This window comes from Lewinella sp. JB7, from assembly GCF_024297185.1.
In the GTDB taxonomy this organism is placed as follows: Bacteria; Bacteroidota; Bacteroidia; order Chitinophagales; family Saprospiraceae; genus Neolewinella.
On record NZ_JANCTD010000007.1, the window covers coordinates 140110 to 164301 of the forward strand.

Annotated in this window: 20 protein-coding genes; 5 read left to right on the plus strand and 15 right to left on the minus strand. The window is 60.1% G+C overall.

What is annotated here, in order from left to right; translation table 11 throughout:
• The first annotated feature begins 12 nt into the window (after positions 1 to 12).
• Positions 13 to 777, plus strand: a complete 765-nt coding sequence (gene hisF, locus NMA52_RS13680; RefSeq protein WP_254828255.1) for an imidazole glycerol phosphate synthase subunit HisF — start codon at positions 13 to 15, stop codon at positions 775 to 777.
• Here hisF and NMA52_RS13685 read toward each other — a convergent pair.
• The gene (locus tag NMA52_RS13685) at positions 767 to 1237 is read right to left on the minus strand and encodes a hypothetical protein (RefSeq protein WP_254828256.1); all 471 of its coding nucleotides are present in this window, start codon (positions 1235 to 1237) and stop codon (positions 767 to 769) included. The genes hisF and NMA52_RS13685 overlap by 11 nt on opposite strands.
• Positions 1238 to 1273: 36 nt before the next feature.
• Between NMA52_RS13685 and hisIE the strand changes: the two genes are divergently transcribed.
• From hisIE to NMA52_RS13705, 4 genes are all read left to right on the plus strand, one after another.
• Positions 1274 to 1885 carry a bifunctional phosphoribosyl-AMP cyclohydrolase/phosphoribosyl-ATP diphosphatase HisIE gene (hisIE, locus tag NMA52_RS13690; protein WP_254828257.1) on the plus strand — a complete coding sequence of 204 codons (612 nt, stop codon included), beginning with the start codon at positions 1274 to 1276 and terminating at the stop codon, positions 1883 to 1885.
• Between the two features lie 100 nt (positions 1886 to 1985).
• Positions 1986 to 2432, plus strand: a complete 447-nt coding sequence (locus tag NMA52_RS13695; RefSeq protein WP_254828258.1) for a GatB/YqeY domain-containing protein — start codon at positions 1986 to 1988, stop codon at positions 2430 to 2432.
• A gap of 33 nt (positions 2433 to 2465) precedes the next feature.
• Positions 2466 to 3557 carry an LptF/LptG family permease gene (locus tag NMA52_RS13700; RefSeq protein WP_254828259.1) on the plus strand — a complete coding sequence of 364 codons (1092 nt, stop codon included), beginning with the start codon at positions 2466 to 2468 and terminating at the stop codon, positions 3555 to 3557.
• Positions 3558 to 3634: 77 nt separating this feature from the next.
• On the plus strand, positions 3635 to 4456 hold the full coding sequence (locus NMA52_RS13705) for a prohibitin family protein (protein ID WP_254828260.1): 822 nt from the start codon (positions 3635 to 3637) through the stop codon (positions 4454 to 4456).
• On the opposite strand, the gene NMA52_RS13710 is transcribed toward NMA52_RS13705, so the two are convergent.
• The 14 genes from NMA52_RS13710 to NMA52_RS13775 form a co-directional block, all read right to left on the minus strand.
• Positions 4453 to 8505 carry a tetratricopeptide repeat protein gene (locus tag NMA52_RS13710; RefSeq protein WP_254828261.1) on the minus strand — a complete coding sequence of 1351 codons (4053 nt, stop codon included), beginning with the start codon at positions 8503 to 8505 and terminating at the stop codon, positions 4453 to 4455. The two genes, NMA52_RS13705 and NMA52_RS13710, sit on opposite strands and share 4 nt — an antisense overlap.
• A 445-nt stretch (positions 8506 to 8950) precedes the next feature.
• Positions 8951 to 9736, minus strand: a complete 786-nt coding sequence (locus NMA52_RS13715) for a hypothetical protein (RefSeq protein WP_254828262.1) — start codon at positions 9734 to 9736, stop codon at positions 8951 to 8953.
• A gap of 92 nt (positions 9737 to 9828) precedes the next feature.
• Entirely contained in the window at positions 9829 to 10848 is a 1020-nt protein-coding gene (locus NMA52_RS13720) for a beta-ketoacyl-ACP synthase III (RefSeq protein ID WP_254828263.1), read from the minus strand.
• A gap of 93 nt (positions 10849 to 10941) precedes the next feature.
• Positions 10942 to 12486 (minus strand): sodium:solute symporter, encoded by a 1545-nt coding sequence (locus NMA52_RS13725; RefSeq protein WP_254828264.1) that lies wholly within the window; start codon positions 12484 to 12486, stop codon positions 10942 to 10944.
• 45 nt (positions 12487 to 12531) lie between these two features.
• On the minus strand, positions 12532 to 12837 hold the full coding sequence (gene trxA / locus NMA52_RS13730) for a thioredoxin (RefSeq protein ID WP_254828265.1): 306 nt from the start codon (positions 12835 to 12837) through the stop codon (positions 12532 to 12534).
• A 91-nt stretch (positions 12838 to 12928) separates the two neighbouring features.
• Positions 12929 to 15058 carry an NAD-dependent DNA ligase LigA gene (ligA, locus tag NMA52_RS13735; protein WP_254828266.1) on the minus strand — a complete coding sequence of 710 codons (2130 nt, stop codon included), beginning with the start codon at positions 15056 to 15058 and terminating at the stop codon, positions 12929 to 12931.
• 46 nt (positions 15059 to 15104) lie between these two features.
• Positions 15105 to 16523 carry a gliding motility-associated protein GldE gene (gene gldE / locus NMA52_RS13740; RefSeq protein WP_254828267.1) on the minus strand — a complete coding sequence of 473 codons (1419 nt, stop codon included), beginning with the start codon at positions 16521 to 16523 and terminating at the stop codon, positions 15105 to 15107.
• Between the two features lie 107 nt (positions 16524 to 16630).
• Entirely contained in the window at positions 16631 to 17047 is a 417-nt protein-coding gene (locus NMA52_RS13745; RefSeq protein WP_254828268.1) for a single-stranded DNA-binding protein, read from the minus strand.
• 95 nt (positions 17048 to 17142) lie between these two features.
• Positions 17143 to 18231: an A/G-specific adenine glycosylase gene (gene mutY, locus NMA52_RS13750; protein WP_256534295.1), complete on the minus strand. Its 1089-nt coding sequence runs from the start codon at positions 18229 to 18231 to the stop codon at positions 17143 to 17145.
• A 115-nt stretch (positions 18232 to 18346) separates the two neighbouring features.
• Positions 18347 to 18868 (minus strand): RNA polymerase sigma factor, encoded by a 522-nt coding sequence (locus NMA52_RS13755; RefSeq protein WP_254828270.1) that lies wholly within the window; start codon positions 18866 to 18868, stop codon positions 18347 to 18349.
• Between the two features lie 311 nt (positions 18869 to 19179).
• On the minus strand, positions 19180 to 20430 hold the full coding sequence (gene nusA / locus NMA52_RS13760; RefSeq protein WP_254828364.1) for a transcription termination factor NusA: 1251 nt from the start codon (positions 20428 to 20430) through the stop codon (positions 19180 to 19182).
• 5 nt (positions 20431 to 20435) lie between these two features.
• Entirely contained in the window at positions 20436 to 20906 is a 471-nt protein-coding gene (locus NMA52_RS13765; protein ID WP_254828271.1) for a ribosome maturation factor, read from the minus strand.
• Between the two features lie 169 nt (positions 20907 to 21075).
• Positions 21076 to 22791 (minus strand): SulP family inorganic anion transporter, encoded by a 1716-nt coding sequence (locus NMA52_RS13770; protein ID WP_254828272.1) that lies wholly within the window; start codon positions 22789 to 22791, stop codon positions 21076 to 21078.
• Between the two features lie 5 nt (positions 22792 to 22796).
• Complete coding sequence (locus NMA52_RS13775) at positions 22797 to 24173, minus strand: rhodanese-like domain-containing protein (protein WP_254828273.1); 1377 nt, start codon at positions 24171 to 24173, stop codon at positions 22797 to 22799.
• Between the last annotated feature and the right edge of the window lie 19 nt (positions 24174 to 24192).

Sequence of the window (24192 nt, forward strand, 5' to 3'; positions counted from 1 at the left end):
TAACCCCACGCCGTGCTCGCCAAAAGAATCATTCCCTGCCTCGACATTAAAGACGGTCGTACCGTCAAGGGTGTCAATTTCGTTAATCTGCGCGATGCCGGCGACCCCGTCGAACTGGGAGCCAAGTACAGCCAGGCCGGGGCCGATGAACTGGTCTTTCTCGACATCACCGCCACCCACGAGCGCCGCAAGACCCTGGCCGACCTGGCCCGCGACATCGCCCGCCACCTCAATATTCCCTTCACCATCGGTGGGGGCATCAGGGCGCTGGAAGACGTCCACGTACTTCTCGATGCCGGTGCCGACAAAGTGGCCGTGAACTCCGCCGCGGTCCGCCGCCCGGAACTTATCGATGAACTGGCCTACGCCTTCGGCAATCAGTTCGTCGTGCTGGCGGTCGACGCTAAGCTGGTTGACGGAGAGTGGTACGTGCACCTCAACGGCGGCCGCATCAAGACGGACCAAAAGCTGTACGATTGGGTCGGCGAAGCGCAGGAGCGGGGGGCCGGGGAGATTCTGTTTACCAGCATGGATCACGACGGTACCAAGGCCGGATTCGCCAACGAAGCCCTGGCCCGCATGAGCGAGCAGCTGAGCATTCCCATCATCGCCAGTGGCGGAGCGGGCAGTAAGGAGCACTTCGCCGAAGTCTTTACCGACGGAAAAGCGGATGCGGGTCTCGCCGCCAGCATTTTCCACTTCGGGGAGGTCGAGATCGCGGACCTCAAGGATTACCTATCCGGACGGGGCGTGCCGGTGCGGCCGGTCAGCCGATGAACGCTTCGGCTCCGGCGGCCAGCATGGTCAGTAGGCTCACGCCGGTGAACGCCAGGTATACGATCGTCAGGATGCCGTACAACTTGAACAAGCGCGCCAGTGCCGCCAGGGAACCCGCAACCGCGCGAGCATCCGTATGGTCGACGGCCGTGACGGCTTCGGCGCCAAATTTGTACAGCAAGTACGACAGGTAGAACAGCAGCAAGAGTATGCCGGCGTAGAATGCCAGCACGATCGTCATCATTACCCCGGTTCCCTCCGGGGCGCCAAGTCCGAATACCGTCATCATCGTACCGCCGAAGCCAACCACCAGGATCAGGAAGATGCCGACGAAAACCATACTTACGATACCGAGAAAGCGGCCCCACTTGCCGGCTTTGCGTAGGTTTGCGGCGTCTTGCCGGGTCAGGCTGAGTTCAGCACTGTAGTCTCCGTCGAGGGTGGAAGCGTTTCCAAACATAATTTCCAGGGGTAATTCGGTGAATAAGATAAAGCTATGCAGGTAAACAGCGATACGGTAGGCGCACTCGCCTTCGATAAAGAAAACGGCCTTCTCCCCGCTATAGTGCAGGATAACACTACCCGTGTCGTGCTTATGCAGGGCTACATGAACGCGGAGGCGCTCGAACGTACGATGGCCACCGGCCGGGTCACCTTCTTCAGCCGCAGCAAGCAACGTCTCTGGACTAAGGGGGAAACCTCCGGCAACGTTCTCCAATTGGTGCGCATCGACGCCGACTGCGACCGCGATTCCCTGCTCATTCAGGCTACGCCCACCGGCCCCGTCTGCCACACCGGAACCGATACCTGCTGGGCGCAGGCCAACGAAGGAGATTTCATCGATCACCTCGAAGCGACCATCCAGGATCGGCGCGATCACCCCAGCGAGTCCAGCTACACCACCTCCCTACTCCGCAGCGGCATCAATAAGGTGGCCCAGAAAGTCGGTGAGGAAGCCGTCGAGCTCGTCATCGAAGCCAAGGACGACAACAAGGACCTCTTTCTCGGCGAAGCGGCCGACCTGCTTTATCATTACCTCGTCCTCCTGGCCGCCAAGGGTTATACGCTCGAGGAAGTCCGGGAGGTTCTGCGCCAACGCCACCGGTAGGGCGGGGCCGCGGGAGCCAACTTTGTCCAGGCAACCAATGCGGGTCCCCCGGCTGTTATCCACTCACCCACTCCTCCATTCATCCCCTCATCCCCCACCCATGACCCTCCAAGAACGCATCACCCCCGACCTCAAAGCCGCCATGCGCGCAAAGGACCAGGCCGCCCTCCGGGGTATCCGGGCCATTAAAAACGCCCTCCTGCTCCAGCAGACCGACGGCAGCGGCGCCACCCTCGACGAAGCCGGCGAGATCGCTCTGCTCCAAAAACTCGTGAAGAGTCGTCAGGAAAGTCTGGAGATCTACGAAAAACAGGGCCGGGAAGACCTTGCCCAACCCGAGCGAGAGGAGATCGAGGTCATCAGCCGTTACCTTCCCGAACAACTCTCCGATGAGAAACTGGAAGCCCTGATCCGGGAAGTCATCGCCGAAACCGGCGCTACCTCCATGCGCGACATGGGCAAGGTGATGGGGCAGGCCAACGCCCGTGCCGCCGGCCGTGCGGACGGAAAGCAGATCGCCGCCACCGTCAAACGCCTCCTCGCCTAAAGCCGGCCCCGGCGTTCCAGTCCTCCCCCCTCCATGCTAAAGAAGCTTGATTGGTACATCATCGGCAAGTTCATGCGCACCTTCTTCTTTACGGTGCTGATCTTCTCCATGGTGAGCCTGATCATCGATTTCAGCGAGAAGGTGGAGCGATTCATCGAGTCGGACATCACGAAGCAGATCATCGTCTTCGAGTACTTTCCGACCTTCCTGCTCTTCATCCTCGGGTTTTTGTGGCCCATGCTGACGCTGATCGCCGTCATCTTCTTTACGGGGCGGATGGCGGACAACTCCGAGATCATCAGCATTCTCAACGCCGGGGTCAGCTTCTGGCGACTGATGCGTCCCTATCTGGTATCCGCCGGCTTCCTGTTCTTGCTCTACCTGGTGGGCATCCACTACCTCGTACCCCTGGCCAACGCCCACCGCACGGAACTGGAGCGGGTGTACTTCAGCCGGGGCCGGGACGAAGGCAAGACCTCCAACGTTCACTTCTTCGTCGCGCCGGACACGAAGGTGTACATGACCCACTACAGTAAGCGGGACAGCGCCGCGCGCAACTTTCGCATCGAGCAACTGGCCGACAATCGCCTGGTCAGCCTGACCAAAGCGCGATCCGCCAAATTTATCGAAGGCGATCCGGCGGTGTGGCGACTCGAAAACTACGAGATGCGCACCTTCGACGGTCTCCACGAAACGATCACGATTGGCGGTAAGGAAACCCTCGATACGGTCCTCAATCTCCGCCCCGATGACTTCGTCGACTACCGCGAGCAGCAGTCCGCCCTCACCACGCCGGAGCTGTTGACCCAGATCCGCAAGCAACGCGAACGGGGGGCCGGCAACATACGCAAGTACGAAGTCGAGCTGGCCCGTCGCACCGCCGAGCCCTTTACCATCTTCATTCTTACCCTGATCGGCCTGTCGGTGGCCGGCCGGAAGGTGAGAGGCGGCATGGGCATACAGCTGGCCCTGGGCATTTTCATGGGGGCCCTTTTCGTCTTTCTGAGTCGGTTTGCCTCCACCATCAGTGCCGGAACGAACCTGCCCGTACTCCTGGGGATGTGGATGCCCAACATCATCTTTTTCGCGGCGGCCCTCTACTTCGTGTCGCGTGCGCAACGCTAGGAACGCATCTAAAGCGGCCGATTTTTGTTAAATTTAGAACGGACCCGCTCCGCAGCCGGCCGGTAAATACCAAGCAAATGGACCAGAAAAAGTTAATGACCTGGGGAATCATCGGATTCTTCCTCCTGATCATCTTTGCGATGATCAGCAGCGCCACCTTCGTAACGATCGAATCCGGTGAGCGGGGCGTTCTGTTCCGGCGGTTCGCCGGCCTCGACAAGGAAACCGTCTACGCCCCCGGTTTCCACGTGGTCTCCCCCTGGAACACCATGTTCGTATACGAGGTCCGCGAGGCCCAACTCGAGGAAGAGATGGAGGTCCTTTCCAGCAACGGTCTCAACATCAAGGTCGACGTGACGGCCCGCGTACGCCCTAATTTCGGTAAAGTGGCGCTGCTGCACGAAACCTTCGGCCGGGACTATATGGAGCGGCTCATCCGGCCCGAAGTGCGGTCGAGCGTACGCCAGGTGATCGGCAAGTTTACCCCCGAAGAGCTCTACTCCACCAAGCGCGACGAAGTACAAACGCTCATTACCGAGGAGCTTTCCAACACGCTGGCCACTAACTTCATCGATCTACGGGCCATCCTCATCCGCGACATCGAGTTGCCCGACAAGGTGCGCATGGCCATCGAGGAGAAGCTCGAAGCCGAGCAGGCCTCCCTCAAGTACGAATACATCCTGACCCGCGAGAAGCAGGAAGCCGAGCGGCGACTGATCGAAGCCCAGGCGAAGGCCGACGCCAACCGGGTCCTTACGGCCAGCCTGTCGGAGAATATTCTGCGCGATAAGGGCATCGAAGCGACGCTGGAACTGGCAAAATCGCCCAACAGTAAGATCGTGATCGTCGGTGACGGTGGCAGCGGCGGCCTGCCCCTCATTCTGGGCGGCGGTAATTAATCGGCCTGCCGCAACTGCGACAGGTAGTGATTGTAGACGAACTTCGGCGTCTCCGCGTATAGCTGTTCGTATAGCGAGAGTGCCCGCCGGCGCGACTCGGTGTCCTTACCCCCGCTGATGGTATAGTAAGCGAAGTATGCCTCGGCCTCCTGCTCCACCGTAAGGGTGTCGGAGGTTAGCAGGTTTTTGATGATTTCCTCCGCTTCCGGAATATTCTCCGGAGCATAGGCCACCAAGCAGCGGGCGTGGAGTAGTCTGGCCCCGAAGAGGACGTCGGGGTTTCCGAGGTCTTCGGCGACTTCGAGCGCTTCCCGTTCCACCTTCTTTACGGCTTCCAGTTGGCCGTCCGCCAGCAGGACCAGCCCCTTCTCGTAGAGGCTGGATCCCAGAACCAGGCGGTTATTGGTCGTGCGGGCGATCTCGATGGCCTGATCGTAGTACTGGCCGGAGAGGTCGTACTTCGCCTGCAGGTAGTAGATATCCCCCAGGGTATTCACCGCCTTCGCCACCCCCTTGCGGTAGCCCAGGTCGCTGCTGATGGACAGGCAACGATCCAGGTGAGCGATGGCCTTCGAGAAGTCGCCCATGACGCTGTTGATGTCCCCGAGCAGGCCCTCCGTGACCGCGATGCCCTGGCGGTCGCCGATCTCGTAACACATCTTGAGGTCCTGCTCGTACAGTTCGAGGGCCGCCTCGTACTTTCCCTGTCGTTCCTTGATGTTACCGAGGCTCCCCAGTCCGATGGCTTGCAAACGGCGGTCGCCCAGCTCCCGCGCCAGCCGCAACCCCCGGCGGTGGTGGTCGAGCGACAGATCGTAGTCACCGCTCTCGAAGTACACGATGCCCAGGTTGGTGTGCAGGGTAGCCAGTCCCATATTGTCGTTGCTGGCCTCGTGGCGCGGGATCTGGTCGCGAATGACCGCGATCGCCTCGTCGTAGCTGCCCAGGTTCATGTAGGTGAGCCCGAGGTGACTGATCGTGCCGGCGGAGGTAGTCGTGCCGGCCTCACTGAGCCCGCTGTCGAGGGACTTTTTGTAGTAGGTGAGGGCCCGATCGTAGTGATTGGTGCGGAAGAAGAGGTTGCCCATATTGCTGTACGCCCGGGCGATACCGAAGATGTCGTCGACCGACTCGAAGAGGCCGGCGGCTACCTTCAGGTAATCCATCGCGACCTCGTATTCCCCCTTGAGGGTATGGAGTTGCCCAAGCGCATTGTTGGTACGGCCCAGCAGTACGACGTCCCGACTGTCCTTGGCGATCAGTTGGGCTTCCTCGTAGGCGATCTGGGCGTCTTCCCAACGGCCCACGATCTCGTAGATGCCGCCCTGATTGAGGTAGATGTTTACGGTAATGTCCTCCTTCGGGCGCTGACTCAGTTTTTCCACCAGTCTTTTGTACAGATCGAGGGCCTGCTGATTCTGGTAGTTTGCCCGGGCGTAGCTGGCAGCCTTGCTCAGGTATTCGATCGTCTTTTCGGTTTCCCCTCCGTTCTCGTAGTGGAAGGCCAGATCGACGTACCGTTCCTCGATGTTATCGCCGTAGAGTTTCTCAATGGCCTGGGCGATCTGCCGGTGCAGTTGCTGTAGCCGCGTGGTCAGCTGCATTCCGTAAACGGCTTCGCGCAATAGGCTGTGGCGGAAGATGTACCGGAGCTCGTTCATGGCGCTCCAGATCTGCCCCCGCTCGGCCACTTCGATCTGCTCCTCCAGGAGTTTCATCACGTTTTCCGTCCCGTTGAAGCCGGCATCCATCCGCATTACCTCACTCAGCACCGGAATGTCGAACTCCCGGCCGATCACCGCCGCCGCCTTCACCGTTTCCCGGACCATATCCGACAGCCGGTCGATGCGTGCCGTCAGGATGGAGGTGATGCTGGTCGATAGCTTGATGCTTTCGTCGCTCAGGTGCAGTAGGCCGTCGTCTTTTTCGTGTAACAGCTCGTTCTCCCGGAAGTATTCCAGTATCTGTTCCAGGTAGAACGGATTGCTGTTCGTCGTGCGCAGGAGGGTTTCCAGGGTAGGTTCGGAAATGGGGTTGCCGAGAGTCGTTTCCGCCAGTTCGCGGACCGCCTGGGTCGTCAGGCCGGTGATCTCCACGGAGAGTACCGGCAACTCCAACTGGCTACGGAGGCCTTCATCGATGAGCCGGGGGAAATTGCCGTCGTCGTCCGGGCGAGCGGTGGCCAGAATCAGGAGGGGCCGTTCGGCGGTTCGGCGCACCAGTTCCCGCACGATGGCCAGGCTGTCGTTGTCGATCCAGTGGATATCTTCCAGTTCGAGCACCGTAGGCTGTAATAAGCACTCCGCGGTGATGAGATTGACGATCCCGTCGATGGTATTCTGGTAGCGCCCTTGAGCGTCCAGCTGCGTCCACAACGAGCCGGGGATCACGATGCCGAGCTGGGCGGCCAGGACGGATTCCGTGCGCATCAGCTCCTCGGCAAGCTCATTTGCTTCCGGCGTGTTGCGCCGCCGCAGACTCAATTGCAGCCGATTGATTTTAAACTCGAAACGCCGGTGGTTCTGCTCCGCTCCGATGTCGATACTTTGGCGAAAGAGCCGCTGCATCATGTAGATGAACGGGTTGAACGACTTGCGTAAAATCTGGTCGCAACTGCCCAGCAGCCAGTTTATCGGCTCCACCTCGTTCATCCGGTGACGCAGTTCGTACGTCAGGCGGCTTTTACCGATGCCCGCCTCCCCCTGTACGTAGGCGATGCCCGCCGATTGCCGCTCGTAGAGCGGTCGGGCAAAGTCCATCAGTTCGGCGATCTCCCGATCGCGCCCGATGGGCTTACCGCCGTAGCTGGGTTTGCCGATCGACTGCCGGCGGCCCTCCAGGGAAAAGGTCGGTTCCGGCTCCTTAATGCCCTTATAGCGGATCTTCCCCTTGGGGATAAAGCGAAACTGCGGGTTCGCGGCGATCTCCTCATCGACGAGGACTTCCTTCCAGTCCGCCTGGGACATGATGCGGGCGGCCAGGTTTACGCGGTTTCCGACGCAGGCGTACTGCGCCCGTTCCTTGCCGCCGACAATCCCCGTAAAAGCCGTTCCGACGGTCATGCCCATGCGAAAGCGAAAGCTGCGTTTCGTGGAGGCGCTCAGGGCTTCGAGTTCCTGCTGTATTACCAGCGCGAATTCAACCGCGCGCGTAAGATTGTTCTCGTAGGAGACCGGCGCACCGAAGAAGATGACCATCAGGGCCCCCTTGTCGCCGTAATCGACCTCCTTGAAGTAACCCCCGAAATCTTTGACCTGGTCGAGAACCACCGTGGCGAAGCGATCCAGTTCGTCGTGGGTCCGTACCGCGTCGAAGGATAAAAAGCAGGATACTACCGTGCGGAATTCTCCCGCCTGATCGTAACGGACCACCTCCGGGGGTAAAAATGCCACGGCGGTTTCCGCGTCGATGTCGGGCAGCAACAAGGGTTGTACCTCCACATCCGCTACCGTGGAGACGTCGCCCAGCACCCGGTAGGCACCCGTGGCGATCTCTTCGGTGTAGACGATTCCGCCCTCGATGAGGGTCTGGACGAAGTCGCTGACGATTATTTCTTGTTCGCCGGCCAGGGTCTGACACTTGGCAGCCTGATCGATGGCCGGCCCCCGGAAGTAAAACGCGCGCAGGCCCTGCCCTACGATGCCGTAATTCACCGTACCGGCCGCGATGCCCGCCTTGATGCCGATGCGGAACTTGTTGCCGAACTTGTTGCCCCGATCGCGGAACAACTGCCGGGCCCGCTCCGCCGTACGCAGCAAGTGCATGGCGTGTATGCGATCGAGTTCCAGGGGGAATACCGCCGTGAAGGCATCTCCGGCGAAATAAGGAATGATACCCCCCGCGCGGTACACCAGCTCTACCAGGGGTTCGAATACCTCATTGAGGATCATCGAAAGCTGTTCGGCACCGGTGAGCCCCTGCTGCATGAGGGTTTCGGTGAGGGGGGTGAAGCCCGACAGGTCGATATTCAGGGTAAAGGCCCGCAGCTCGCCGTGTAGTTCGCCGGCAATAAGCTTTTGCTGTATAAAGGGGGGAATAAGCGGCTGCACGAATAAATGAATAGGGCCGGATAAAGATAACCCGCCATGGAAAATAAAAACGGTCGCCCGGATGTACGGGCGACCGTTGGTGATTCTTATGTGATCTTAAGGTGTAAAACCGGTCGTAGCGCCGCCTCCCTAGAAATTGCGGGTGCCGTCAAGGAGGGCGGACGTAAGACTCAGGCCACCGCCCAGCGCGCAGGCGGCCATCAAAACGAAAAGAATAGTCATGATTGGAAGGTTATAAAATGGAAACTGTGGTACAATCGATTGGCCCGACGAAACGGCAAATACCTAGCTGATACATCCAAACTGCGTGTTCGTCCGCGGGCTCGCCTGCAATAAACAGAATTACGGGTAGCTATCCAAACGCTCTTCCCCGCCTTTTTATTTTTTTTCGGCAGCGCCACTTTGGGGCGCTAGTAAGCTGCTAGCCAGTGCGGTAAGTCGGGCATCAATCGCGCGGCAGGGGCATACTTACTACGGGCCGGTCATCCCGGCCGGGCGGTTCTTCCCTCCCCTGCGGCCATTGATAAATGCGCAACTGATTGTGGTCCTCGGCAAGCTTCACCGCGTAGAGTCCGCCGAGTTGCCGTGCGGTCACCACCTCTGGTGCCTGCTCCTCGGCGTCGATACCCCCGAATATGTAGTAGGCATGACCGGTGGGGGGTGGGGAAATGTCGGAAAGGTCCACCAGGGCTATCCCTACGTTGTCCAGAAGATGTACGTGCAGGGTGCCGGTATCGACGGGCTGGTCAATCGACTGCAGATTGTTCCAGTTGGCGGCCGCGGCTTCGATGGCTGCCCGGCTGCGCTCCATATCCAGGCGGTGACTGGCATCGTCCTGAGCGTGTAGGGCGCGTTCCGTAATGAGTTCTCCCCGCACGTTTTCCTTGAGGCGAAAAAGATACCCGCTCAGGCAGATAAGCAGCAGGATGATCGCGCTGAGCACGTAGCGCCAGATGTTGAGCGTATGGTTGTGCTCCATCATCGCGGTGATCATCTCGTGATCGAGGTCCTGAAAATCTTCCGCCGTGCGGGCCGCGCGACCGGGCGGGGGCGGGCCTATGTTCCGGGAGTCGGCGTAGGCGTGCAGGTCGTTGCGGAGCCGCTCGACTTCCTGCTCCAGGAAGGGGTCCTCGCGCATCAACTGCTCGACCTCAGCCATCTGCTCCGGCCCGAGGAGGCCGAGCACATACTGATCCAACAGCCCGCTTTGTTTGAGTTCTTCCCTATTCATAAAGTGCCCCGTGGTGCGACTTTTAGTGCAAACACCGTGCGGCATTCAATGTGCGCCCGGTAGTACCTAAAGGCTATTTCCTACCGCCATGTTTAAACTTCGGGCGGGGACGCGGGAGCGGGGTCGTACGACCACTTGAGATACAGGGCACCCCAGGTGAAGCCACCACCGAAAGCGGTGAGGATCAGGTTGTCGCCCTTGCGCAGCTGCGGCTCGTAATCCCACAGGCAGAGCGGCAGGGTGCCGGCCGTGGTGTTGCCGTAGCGCTCAATGTTGACCATCACCTTATCCAGGGGGAAGTCGACCATCTTACTGACCGTCTGGATGATGCGAATATTAGCCTGGTGGGGAACCAGCCAGTTCACGGTGTCCGTGGTGAGTCCGTTGCGCTCCATGACTTCCTTCACCACGTCCGACATTCCCTTGACGGCGGCCTTGAAGACCGGCCGGCCGTTCTGCCGCACGAAGTGCTCGCGGGCCATGACGGTATCCACGGTGGCCGGTTTGCGCGATCCGCCGGCTACGAGGTAGAGATATTCCTCGCCGCTGCCGTCGCCGTAGTGACGGTAATCCATAAATCCGGTGCCGTCGGTGGTCGGCTCCAGCATTACGGCTCCGCAGCCGTCCCCGAAGATGACACAGGTAGTGCGGTCCGTATAGTCGATGATGGACGACATCTTGTCGGCCCCCACGACCACGACCTTCTTATGCTGGCCGGCTTCGATAAACTTGGCCCCCACGGTGAGGGCATAAAGGAAGCCGCTGCAGGCCGCGCTCACGTCGAACCCGAAGGCATTGTTGATCCCCGCCTTGTAGCAGGCGACGTTGGCGGTATCGGGGAAGATGCTGTCACCCGTTACCGTGGCGCAGATGACCAGCTCCACGTCGTCGGGGTCCGTGTTCGTTTTTTTCATCAACCCGCGCAGGGCCGCGGCCACCATGAACGAGGTGCCCATATTGTCGCCCTTAAGGATGCGCCGCTCGCGGATCCCGGTACGGCTGGTTATCCACTCATCACTGGTATCGACGATGGTGGCCAGTTCGTCGTTGGTGAGTACGTAGTCCGGTACGTAACCCTGTACACCCGTAATGGCGGCGCGAAGTTGACTCATGGTTAGTGGGGTAAGCTGATTTTGGGTCACAAGGTAAGTAGGTCCCTTCCGGCGCACAACTCTGTTTGCGGGAGGATTGCCGGTCGCTAACCCCTACACCCGCTCGGGCTCGCCGAATTCGCTCAGCGCGATGAGGCCCAGGAAAGTGAGCAGGCCGTTAAAGGCCAGTATGAGAAAGCCGAACTGAAAACCGCCCAGCAACTCCGCCGAGTAGGTATCGACCAGGATGGATACCACCGGTGAGGCCAGGCAGATCAACGTCAGGGCGGGTACCTCCACCTTGCCCAGCGGCAGGGTCTCCCGGACCCGGAAGTCCGTCAGCAGCCCGAAGGCGAAGAGGCCCAGCAGGGGACCGTAGGTGTAGCCCGCCGCCTTGAAGAGGCTATTGATGACCGCCTCGTCGTTGATGAGCTGAAAGGCCATGATCACGAGAAACAGGAGGACGGAGAAGCCGGAGTGGACCAATAAACGCCGTTTCTTATCCGAACTGCGTTGCTCCCGCGCGCCGTCGCCCGTACCCTCCGCCCGGTCGCTCATGCCCAGAAAATCGACGCAAAACGACGTGGTCAGCGCGGTCAGGGCGCTGTCGGCACTCGAGTAAGCCGCCGCCACGATGCCCAGCACGAAGAGCACGCCCGCCACCGGCGGCAGATTGACCAGCGCGATGGTAGGGTACAGCAGATCGGAACTCGCCGGGATCGCCAGACCCACGGTGGAAGCGTAGATGTAAAGCAGTGCCCCGAGCGCCAGAAAGAGGAGATTAGCGAAGATCAGCACGATACTGAATACCAGCATGTTCTTCTGAGCGTCGCGAAAATTGGGCATGCTCAGGTTCTTCTGCATCATGTCCTGGTCGAGGCCCGTCATGACGATGGTGATGAGCGCCCCGCTGAAGAACTGCTTGAAGAAGTTGTTGGGGTCACTCCACCCCCCGTCGAAGAAGAACCACTGGCTATAGTCGCTCTGGGCGATCAGGTTGGCAACGCCGGAGAGGTCAGTCTGCAGGGCGTTGGCGATGTAGTAGACGGTAATGCCGGCGGCGGTCAGCATGCAGACGGTCTGCAGGGTGTCCGTGACGATGATCGTCTTGATACCCCCCCGAAAGGTGTACAACCAGATCAGCAAGATGGTGGTGGCTACAGTGACGAAAAAGGGGATCCCGATGGGGGCGGCCACGAAGTTTTGCAGCACGACGGCTACGAGAAACAGGCGGAACGACGACCCGATCGTGCGGGAAAGCAGGAAGTAGAAGGCGCCGATCTTGTAGCCGTGGCGGCCGATTCGGGTGCGCAGGTACTCGTAAATGCTGGTGAGCCCCATGCGGTAGTACAGCGGCAGCAGCACCAGGGCGATGACGAGGTAGCCCAGCAGGTAACCCATGACCACCTGCATGTAACTGAACGCCTGATTGACGCCCCCGGCACCCACCGCCCCGGGAACGCTGATGAAGGTGACGCCCGAGAGGGTGGAGCCCACCATACCGATCGCCACCAGGGGCCAGGGCGATTTGCGGCCCGCCAGAAAGAAATCGGCGTTTTCGCTCTCCCGCTTACTGGTGAGGAAGGAAACCAGGACGAGTACCGCGAAGTAGGCGGCAACGATGCCGAGGATGGTGAGGGGGCTGAGGGATGCGTTCATGGGGAGGGCGCAATTTATGCAATCCCCGATGAAGTGCTTCGGAGCCTAGCTGAGCTTGGCCAACTCGTCCCTAAGCGTCTGGGGGCTCTGCACGCCGGCCGCCCGGAACTTCAGCTCTCCCTTATGGAAGATCATGGTGGTAGGCATGGCCTGCACGCCGAGTTTTTCGGTGATCTCCGGGTTTCGGTCGACGTCGATCTTTACCAGCCGCATGCTGTCGCCGAGTTCTTCCTTCAGTTGCTTGAGAATAGGAGAATAGGCGTGACAGGGGCCACACCAGGTGGCGTGAAAATCGATGAGGACGGGTTTATCGCCATTGACGAGATCCTGGAAGGAGGTATGCTGGGCCATGGTTTTCTTTTTATAACCCAGGACCGAACGGGGAAGTTGGGCGGGGACGCGGGAGCGGTGGGACGCGGGTTGAAAGCCGTACCGGGACCAACTAGAGCAGCTCGAGGAACTCTTCCTCCGTCAGCACCCGTACGGTACCGAGGGACTGCGCTTTTTTAAGTTTGGAACCCGGCTTTTCGCCCACCACCAGCAAGTCGAGCTTTCCACTCACGGCGGAAACGATGCGCGCGCCCGCCGCCTTCGCCCTTTCCTGGGCCTCCTTGCGGCTGAGTTGCTGAAGGCTGCCGGTAAAGAGCATGGTCTTGCCCACGAAGGGACCTTCGGTTACCTCCGCGGCGGGGCGGTCCTCGTCGGTGGGGCGGACGTTGACCCCCAGCGCCTCCAGTTCCCGGATCTGCTCCACGTGAATGGGGTTGGCGAAGTACTCCCGCACATTGGTGGCTACGGTGGGGCCGATGTCCTTGATGTGCAGGAACTGCTCCTCCGACCAGGTGCTCAGATCGAGGGCGTGCTCCACGTGCTGCGCCAGCAACTGACTGGCCTTCTTGCCCAGGTGGTGAATGCTCAGGCCGTGCAGTAACCTCCACAGCGGGTTGCCCTTGGCCGTTTCGACGCTGCGCCGCAGGTTATCGCTCGAGCGCTGCCCGAAGCCCTCCAGCCGGGCGATCTCGTCGTAGGGCAGGCGGTACACGTCCACGATGGTGTGCAACCACCCCAGCTCGTAGAACTGTTCGACGTATCGCCGGCCCATGCCATCGATGTCCATCGCCACCTTGGACACGTGGAAGATGATGCGCTGCAGGTTCTGGGCGCCGCAGACGCAGACCGGGCACCGCCAGGCCGCCTCCCCGGGAGCGCGCATGAGGGGAACCTCCACTTCTGTCTGATTGACGGGACAATTGACCGGCCACTCAATGGGTCGTTCGCTGCCGTCCCGCAGTTCCGCGAGGGGCTTGACGATGTAGGGAATGACGTCGCCGGCCCGCTCCAGCAGCACCTTATCGCCCAGGCGCAGGTCCTTTTCGCGGATAAAATCCTCGTTGTGCAGGCTCACGCTGCTGATCATGACTCCGGCCAGGCCGACGGGCTCGGTCTTCGCTACGGGCGTGATGGTACCGATCTTCCCCACCTGGTACTCCACGTCGAGCAGGGTGGTCGTGGCCTGGCGGGCGGCAAATTTGTAGGCGATGGCCCAGCGGGGGTGGTGGCTGGTGTATCCGGCCCGCTCTTGCAGCGCCAGGTCGTCGACCTTCACGACCATACCGTCGATCTCGTAGGGATAATCCTCCCGCTGTCCCTCCCACCGCTTACAGAAGGCGGCGGCGGCGGCGATGTCGGGGGCCTGCGTACGCTCGTAACCCGTGACGGGAACCTTGAACCCCAGTTCGGTGAGGATATCCAGGGCGTGGGAGTGCGTTCCCAGTGCCTGGACGGCGTCGTTTCCGGCCTCGTTCGTGCCGAAACCGAAGCTGTAAATGAATGCTTCCAGGTTGCGGTCGGCGACTTCCGTCGGGGACTTCATGCGCAGTCCTCCGGTGGCGGTATTTCGGGGGTTGGCGAAGAGGGGCAGTTCGCTGGCGGCCCGGGCTTCATTCATGCGTTCGAAGCGGTCCTTGCGGATGACGACTTCCCCGCGCAGCTCGACGCGGTACAGCCCGAAGCGACTGAAGGCGGCGGTAAGGGGGATCGACTTGATCACCCGGGCGTTGTGGGTGATCTCTTCCCCCAGTACGCCGTTGCCCCGGGTGGCGGCCCGCACGAGGCGGTCATTTTCGTAGACCAGGGCGATGGTTCCCCCATCGAATTTCGGTTCCACGGCATAGCTGATCTCCGCCGCTTCTTCCATGTTCAGCATCCGTTTCACCTGCCGGTCGAACTCCGCGAGGTCGGCGGCATCGTAGCTGTTGCCGAGGCTCAGCATGGGTACCAGGTGGGGTACGCTGACGAAGTCGCCGGTCAGGTCGCTGCCCACCCGTTGCGTGGGGCTGTCGGCCGTGATCAGTTCCGGGTGGGCTTCCTCCAGGGTTTCCAGTTGTTTGTACAGCTGGTCGTACTCGAAATCGCTCAGCACCGGATCGTCGGTGACGTAGTAGCGCCACTCGTGGTAGCGCAGCAGTGAACGCAGTTCGGGCAATTGTTCGGCGGGGGGGAGGGTCATTTCGCCGGCGAGGTACTCCTTGGAGCGTGCATATAGCTGCCGCTGTTCTTCTTTACCGTACATGGTCGCTTCGCGTTTGCGCTTGATTTGTGCCTGGATACCGGGGCGGCTAGGCGCGGGAGCCGGGGGAATCGGAATCAGCGGCGGGGGGTTCGGGGAGCGTGATGAGCACCTCCTCGATGCGCCGTTTATTGACCGTCATGGCCTGAAAACGGTAACCTTCGTAAACGATTTCTTCGCCCACTTCGGGCAGACGCCCTAAAATTTCCAGCAGTAGTCCGGCCAGGGATTCGGCCTCCCCCTTGACCGGGTCGAAGGTAGAGGTCGTAAGTTTAAGTACCCGGTATACGTCGTTGAGCAGGGTCTTTCCATCGAACACGAAATTGAGATCGTCGATGCGCTGGTAGATGATCTCGTCGTCTTCGTCAAACTCGTCCTGAATATCGCCGATCACCTCCTCCAGGACATCTTCCAGAGTTACGATGCCCTCCGTGCCGCCGTACTCATCGACGACGATGGCCATGTGGGTCTTCTCCGTCTGGAATTCCTTGAGCAGGTCGCTGATCTTCTTATTCTCGGGTACGAAGAGGATGTCTTCCCGTACCAGGGCGGTCCAGTTGAATTCGGCCGGTTCGTGGCGGTAGCCGAGTAGGTCCTTCACGTACAGCAGTCCCTTGACCTTATCGAAATCCTCCTCGAAGACCGGTATCCGGCTATAACTCGATTCGCGGATGACGGCCACCAGTTCGTGGTAGTTGATCTTGCCGTCGACGGCGACCACGTCTCCCCGGGAGCGCATGATCTGTCGTACCGTAACGTTATTGAACTTGACGATCCGTTTTAGGATATCGACGTCCTGCCGCTGGGTTTCCTCTCCGTTGTCGTCGGTACTCACGGTGAGGTCGATGGCTTCGTCGATGTCTTCCTGGCTGGCCGCCGCGGCATCGAGGGTATGATTTTCGAGGCGGCGCTCGATGAAGGACGCACCCTGCACCAGGCTCGATGCCAGGGGGTGGAATGCACGCATCATGATATTGATGGGGCGGGCCATCTGGGTGGCCAGCTGCACCTTATTGTAGCTCGCGTACACCTTCGGGGCCACCTCACCGAACAGCACGAGCAGGAAGGTGACGCCGATCACCGTGATCAGGAAGGCTATGCCACCGGTTAGGTCCTCGGCGGAAAATTGCTGCATGACGGCGATGTTCTCCTGGATCGCGCGCGTCCACTCGGCAAAGAGGGAGAGCGGAAACAGTTTGCGGAGCATGATCTCCGACACCAGCACGATGGCGATGTTGATGAAGTTGTTGGCGATCAGGATGGTGGCCAGGAGCATCCGGGGCTTTTCCCGCAGTTCGTTCAGCAGGCCACGCACCGGGTTGTTTGCCTGCTCCATCTCCTCGTAATCGTTGGGAGTAAGGGAGAAGAAGGCCACCTCCGAACCGGACACCAGTCCTGATAAAACGAGTAGGCCCAGTATGGTCGAGAATCCCAGCAGAAGTTCCACGCCGGTGCTCATCAGCAGCATGCCGGGCCAGATAGATAAAAGTGGGTCGGTGAGGTCCAACGGTAGGGTTTGGTGACGAGGACAAAGATATGACGCGTCCATCACTATTGGCCCCGCGCCGGAGCGGGCTAGAACGGCAGGTCCTCCTCCGCTTCCATGGCGGGAGCGGAAGTCGGGGCAGCGGAAGTCTGGGGGGAGGCCGGTTCGGTATTTTCGTCGCGCTTGCCGTCCAGTACGCGCAGCATGGCTCCGACGACTTCGGTGGTTTTGCGGGGGTTGCCCTCCTTGTCTTCCCACTTGCGGTGGGTCAGCTTTCCTTCCAGATAGATCAGGGATCCCTTACGGGTGTACTTCTGAGCCTTCTCGGCCAGGTGACGCCACAGGACGACGTCGTGCCACTGCGTCTCTTCCTGCCATTCGCCCGCGCGGTCACGGTAGCTCTCCGTCGTAGCCATACGGAGTTTCGCCACCATGGTGCCGTTGCCGAGGGTGCGTATTTCGGGGTCCGCGCCGAGGTAGCCGGCGAGAGTGATGCGATTGATCATGATCAGCTGAGTTTGCCGTAAAGCTACGTCCTTATTCGCGGCAAGTCCGCGCCGGAAGCCCCCCAATTTAAACTTTTTGTTGGTTAACCGGGCGGTCAGAATCCCAGGGTTGGGCGGTTATCCTCCAGAAAGCGGGTAATGAGCCGCGGAAAGGCGTATGCGTCAAATGCCGTTCGGGCCACCCACGCGTAGGGAAGGGGTGGAGCCCCGGCCGCCGGGGCTTGCGTGAACTCGTGGAACACCGCGCTGATGGTCTGGTGACTAAGCTGTTGTTGGAATACCCTGCTCCTGCGCCCCGCCGCCAACTCCTCCGGCCGCAACCACGTGGGCCACTCTACCCGCCGGTACAACTGCTCGGCACTCAGGTCCGCGGTTTCAGTTTCCAGCAGCGGAAACTGGTACAACTCCCGCCACACGTCGCTTTCCTCCCGGCGGTGCAGCAGGTAGCGGTCCCGGGCATCCGACACCACGAGGTAGTGGAAAAAGCGAGCGCGACGCGGAGCCTTCTTGCCCTTTACGGGGAGTTGGTACACCCTTCCCTCCTTGAGGGCCCGGCAGTCGGCGGCTAGAGGACAGTGAGCGCAATCGGCCCGCTTGGGGGTACACACCAGCGCGCCGAAGTCCATAATCGCCTGGTTGAAGATCGCGGCGGGGGTGTCCGCCATGGCACGGTCGGCGAGCTGTTGAAAGTACTTCCTGCTACGGCTCTCATCGGTCGGCGTGGCATCCCCGGCATAGCGGGCCAGTACGCGGTACACGTTGCCGTCCAGTACGGCGACCTGCCGCCCGAAGGCGAAGGAGGCGATGGCGGCGGCGGTGTAGGGTCCCACCCCCGGCAACTGCAGGAGCCCGGCGTAGGTATCCGGAAAATGGCCGTCCATGGAGCCGGCCACCAAACGGGCGGCGCGGAGCAGGTTGCGGGCCCGGGAGTAATAGCCGAGGCCCTCCCACTGTTTCATCACTTCGTCGTCGGGAGCGGCCGCCAGGGCTTCCACGTTCGGATAAGCATGTACGAAGCGTTCGAAGTAGGGCAACCCCTGTTCGACCCGCGTTTGCTGCAGGATGATCTCGCTCAGCCAGATACGGTAGGGGTCGGAGGCCTGCTTCCACGGCATGGGTCGGCGTTCGGGCCGGTACCATGCCCGTAAGTTTTCACGAAAGGCTTTCCAATTGGGGGGAGACATGGGAATTGGTGCGGTTGATCCTCGCAGGACAAAACAAAGGTCCGTCACAAAGTTGTGACGGACCGGTATCATGAGATTTCGGAGGCTGGGAACCCCCGGACGCTATACACAAACATTATTTTTCGCGGAGTTTCCCGTACTGCCGCGCGATCTGCGATTTCAGGTCCTTGCGGGCAAAGAAGATACGGCTTTTGACGGTACCGAGGGGGAGCTCGAGGTGGTCGGCGATTTCCTGGTATTTGAAGCCCTGGTAGTGCAAGAGGAAGGGGATGCGGGTCGAGTCGTCAAGCTCGTCGATCAGCACGGTGAGTTCCTTGATGAGGATGTTGCTGTCGGCATCGTTCTCGATGGCGTGCGAACCTGAGTTGAGGTAATACAGGTTATCGGTATTGTCCATGATGGTATTCGCCTTCACCTTCTTCCGGTAATTGTTGATGAAGATGTTCTTCATGATGGTGAAGAGCCAAGCCTTGAGGTTGGTGCCCTGGCGGAATTTGTCGCGATTGGTCATAGCCCGGAAGGCCGTCTCCTGGTAGAGATCCTTGGCGTCCTCCGAGTTCTTCGTAAGGTTGTACGCGAAGGAGTGAAGGAGGGTAGACTGCTTGTCGAACTGTGCAAAGAAATCAAGCTGCGTCATCATAGCGAGGAAGGCCGGGGCCGTTTGTTGAAGTAAAATTAGATAAAGCTTAAATATAATGCGATGTTCGGCCGTCTAATGCGTGCAATAGTTTCACAAACACACCCCCGAAGTCACCAATATTCCCCCAAATCGTTATTTATCAGATAGTTATAGGGGCCGGAGTGAGATTCATTCGTTTTTTCTTTTCAGAAAAAAATGAAAATTAGCGGCCAGGCGTCAATCCCCGGGCCGTCAGGTCACTGCCGGACACGAAAAAGCCCGCTTCCTCGGTAGAAGAAGCGGGCTTCGGGCAGGGGAAAAGGTGGGACCTATTCCTCCACGTAGCGCACGTCGTCAAACTCCGCGGCCAGGGTTCGCAGTACGTTGATGATGGTTTCCTCCTCGAGGTCGGTGCGACGTACGAGGTCCTCGGGGCTCATTTCGATTACCGAGCGGGCCGTATCGAGTCCGATGCCCTTGAGGGCGTCGATGACCCAGCCTTCGATCTCGTCGCTGAACTCTTCCAGGTCGACGTCGTCTACTTCTACTTCGTTGTTGCGGTACACGTCGATCTCGAAATCGACCAGCCGGCTGGCGAGTTTGATGTTGGTACCGCCCTTACCGATGGCCAGACTGACCTGATCGGGCTCCAGGTACACCTTGGCGCGGCGGCTTTCCATGTCGAGTTCGATATTGGAAACGCGGGCCGGGGTAAGCGAACGCTGGATGTAAAGGTTGGTATTGTTGGTGTAGGGGATCACGTCGATGTTCTCCTGGTTGAGCTCACGCACGATGCCGTGGATGCGGGAGCCCTTCATGCCGACGCAGGCGCCGACCGGGTCGATGCGGTCGTCGTAGCTCTCTACGCTCACCTTGGCGCGCTCGCCGGGGATGCGGACGATGCCCTTGATGGTGATGAGGCCGTCCTCGATCTCGGGAACTTCCTGCTCCATAAGCTTGGCGAGGAAGCGCTCATCGGTGCGGCTCACGATCACCACGGGGTTGTTGTTGCGCATTTCGACCTCCTTGATTACGCCGCGGACCATATCGCCCTTGCGGAAGTAGTCGCCGCGGATGGTTTCCGTACGGGGCATGACCAGTTCGCGACCGTTGGCATCGTCGATGACGAGCACTTCGCGCTTCAGGATCTGCTGTACCTCGCAGAGGACCAGCTCGCCTACCCGCTCGGTGTAGCTGCGGTAGATCTCGTCCTTCTCGAGGTCCATGATGCGGCTGATGAGCGTCTGCCGGGCGGCCATGATGCTGCGGCGACCGAAGTCTTCCAGGAAGAGCTGCTCGTAGCACTCTTCCCCGACTTCGTAGTCTTCGTCGATCGCGATCGCTTCCGAGAAGGAGATCTGGGAGAGTTCGTCGGTGACTTCGCCGTCGGGTACGATGTCCCGCACGCGCCAGAGCTCGAGGTCGCCCTTGTTGGCATTGACGATGATGTCGAAGTTCTCGTCGGTGGTGAATTTCTTTTTGATCAGGGTGCGGAACACGTCTTCCAGTACCCGCACCATGGTGGGACTGTCGATGCTCTTACCGGAGCTGAATTCCTTAAAGGTGTCTACCAGGTTCATCATGGCTAGAAGGATATTTTGACGATTGATTTTTTAATGGCGTCCGTGGCGATGGTAATGTCCTCCACGACGGTTTTCTTGCGCTTGCCCTCCTTGATCCGCTGTTTGGCTTCCAGGACGACTTCGGTGGGGGTGGCCGCCTTCAGCAGACCGGTGTAGGTCTCTCCTTCGGTAGTGGTAACTTCTAAGTTACGGCCTACGTTCTTAAGGTACTGGCGGTAAAACTTCAGGGGCCGGTCGACCCCCGGGCTGCTAACGTCGAGGACGTATTCCTCCCCCAGGGGTTTCTCCTCATCGAGGTAGCTCTCCAGGTGACGGCTGATGCGCTGGCACTTAGCGAAGGTCATGGCCGAGTCGCTGTCCACGAACACCTCCAGTTTCTTGTTGGAGTGATTGACGTCGACGACGAAGCAGTCGTTAAACTCCTCCTCGTTGGCGAAATACTGCTCCAGTAGATTTACGATCGTAGCTTCCATAGCCGGTACTTACCGCTTGTTAGTGTAGGCCTCGCACCCGCGTCCCCGCCGAAAAGAGGAGAGTGCGGACACAAAAAAGAGGGAACCTCGCGGTTCCCTCTGTTGACTTTTTTACGGCCTTGTTTGGCAAAGATAACGGTTTGTACCGGATATAGTTGCATCCGCTTCGTCAGTCGTGCTGTACGGCCGGCAGATCCCAGTGCCGGCCGCCCCCCTCCTCCCGGAAGTGGCGGATAGCATCCTGGATGGATAGGAAGTGGCTCCCCACCCCCATCCGCTCCATGAGACCTGACCGGTAGAGGATGTCACGTACCGGTCCGATCACGCCACTGAGGTAAAGTTCTATCCGTCGGCTGCCGAGCTTATCGTGCAACTGCTCCAGAGCATGCAGTCCCGTGGTATCCAGATCATTGATGGTGTGGGCGTCGAGAATCACCACCCGCAGCTGGGGGCCCTTTTCCTCGGCCATGGCGAGAATGCGATCGCCGAAAAACTCCGCGTTGCCGAAGTACAGTTCGGCGTCAAAGCGCACGATCAGTAAGTCCGGATCCACTTCCGCGTCGGCGAAGCGGGCGATGTTGCGAAAGGCGTTGGTCCCCGGGATCCGGCCCAGCTCCGCCAGGTGGGGGCGGGCTGCGCGCAGGAACATAAAGAAGAGGGAAAGCGCCACGCCTCCCGCGATCCCGTACTGCAGACCGGCGAAGAGGGTGAACAGAAAGGTGACGAAAAGTACCGCGAACTCCCGCGGTGCGAGCTTCCACAACCGCCGCATCTCGACCAGATCGAAGAGCTTCCCTACCGAAAAGATGATGACGGCCGCCAGCATGGTGAGGGGCAGGTAGTAGAACAGGGGCGTGAAGAAAAGCAGTACCGCCCCCAGTAGCAGGAAGGCGATGGCCCCGCTCAGCGGCCCCCGCCCGCCTCCTTCTTCCACCACCGCCGAGCGGGAAAAACTGGCCGAGGTCGGGATGGCCGCGAAGAAGCTGCCGGCGATCTTCGACAGACCGAGCGCGATGAGTTCCCGGTTCGGCTGAATGCGGTAATAGCCGTGGTGGGTCGCGAAGGAATTACCGATCGAGAGCGTCTCCACGAAACTGATGAGGGCCAGGACCAGTGCGACGGGCAGGAGTTGCCACCCCGCCTCCGCATCGAGAATCGGCAGATTAAAGGCCGGCAGGCCTTCGGGAATGTCGCCTACGACGTCGATCCCCATCCGGTCCAGCCGCAGCAGGTAGACGAGCACGGTGGCCAGTACGATCCAGATCAGCATAACGGGTGCCCGGGGCAGAAAGCGTTTGCCAAGGATGAGGATAGCCAGGGTGGATAATCCTAAAGCCGCGGTGGGGCCGTGCACGCTTCCGACGTGACGCCCGAACTCGACGAGGGTTTCGTAGAGGTAGGCCGTACGGGGCATATCGAGACCCAGGATCGGTTTGAGCTGGCTCGTGACGATAAGCACCGAGGCCGCCGAGACGAAACCCGACAGTACCGGTCGGCTCAGCAGGCTCACCATTCCGCCCATACGCAGTACGCCGAAGGCCAGTTGGATCAGACCGGTCAGGCCGGCGAGCACGACCGCGTAGGCGATGTACTCCGGGCTCCCCGGCTCCGCCAGGTGGCCGATACCACTCAGGCACAGCAAACTGGCCAGGGCGGTAGGCCCTACCGATACGTGGGGCGTACTCGCCAGCAGGGTGTATACCAGCAGCGGCACGAGCGCCGCGTACAGTCCGTACACCGCCGGCACGCCCGCCAGCAGCCCGTAGGCCATGGCCTGGGGAATGAGTACCACGCCGAGGGTAAGTCCCGCCAGGACATCCCCCCGCACGCCGGACCAACCGTAGTCGGGCGGTAGAGGAAACCAGAAGCGAAGCGGTCGGGCCATGCAGACTAGGCGTCGACGGATTCGGTAGCCAGAATATCGGCGACCTTATCCTGAACGTTGACGAGCCGGTCGAAGCCCCGCGATTTAAGCATGCTCGAGGCGATGGTAGACCGGTAGCCGCTGCCGCAGTGGAGGTAGTATTCCTGGCGGGGATCGAGTTGACTGGTCGCCGCCGAAAGCTCCGACAGGGGGATGTTGCGTGCCTGCCCCAGGTGGCCACCCGCGTACTCGCTCGCCTTGCGGACGTCAAGGATGTTGTCGGGCTTGGCGGGATCGAATTCCGCCGCCGAGATCGTGGTGATCGTATCTACTTCACCGCCGTACTCTTTCCAGGCCGCGATGCCGCCGTCCAGGTACCCCAGGGCATTGTCGTAGCCGACCCGGCTTAGACGTTCGACCGCTTCGGCTTCCTTGCCGGGTTCCGTGACCAGCAGAATGGGCTGCTGGAGGTCGGGGACCAGCTCTCCCACCCAGGGTGCGAAACTGCCGTCGATACCGATGAAGATGCTATTGGGAATGAAACCCTTCACAAACGCTTCTTTCGGACGCACATCCAGCACCAGAGCCGTCTCCCGGTTGGCGACCTCCTCGAACTGCTCGGGGGTGAGAGCTACCGCACCGCGGTCCATGACGTCCTGGAAGGAGTCGTAGCCCGCCTTGTTCATCTTCACGTTCTCGCTGAAGTATGCGGGCGGGGGCAGCAGGCCGGCCGTCACTTCCCGCACGAACTCCTCCCGCGTCATATCTTCCCGTAGGGCGTAGTTGGTTTCTTTCTGGTTGCCCAGGGTATCGGTGGTTTCGCGGCTCATCTTCTTACCGCAGGCCGACCCGGCGCCGTGGGCGGGGTAGACGGTGATGTCGTCGGGCAGTACCATGATTTTACGGCGCAGGCTGTCGTACAGCAAACCGGCCAGATCTTCTTTCGTGAGCGCGCCCTTCTTCTGGGCGAGGTCCGGACGACCCACATCGCCAATGAAGAGCGTGTCTCCGGTGAAGATCGCCTGTGGGGTGCCCCGTTCATCGAGCAGGAGGTAGGTCGTGCTCTCCAGCGTATGGCCGGGGGTATGTAGTACCCGAATGATCAGATCGCCGAGTTTGAACTCCTCCCCGTCGGTCGCTTCGTACTTCTCGTAATCGGTTTTCGCGCCGGGTCCGTATACGATCCGCGCGCCGGTTTCCCGGGCCAGGTCGAGGTGGCCGCTCACGAAATCCGCGTGAAAGTGGGTTTCAAAAATGTACTTAATGGTATCTCCGGCGCTCTTCGCCTTATTCAGATAGGGTTCCGGACTCCGCAATGGATCGATGACCGCGGCCTCTCCCTTGCTCGAAATGTAGTAGGCTCCCTGGGCGAGACAACCGGTGTAAATCTGTTCGATGATCATGACGCAACGTTATATGAAG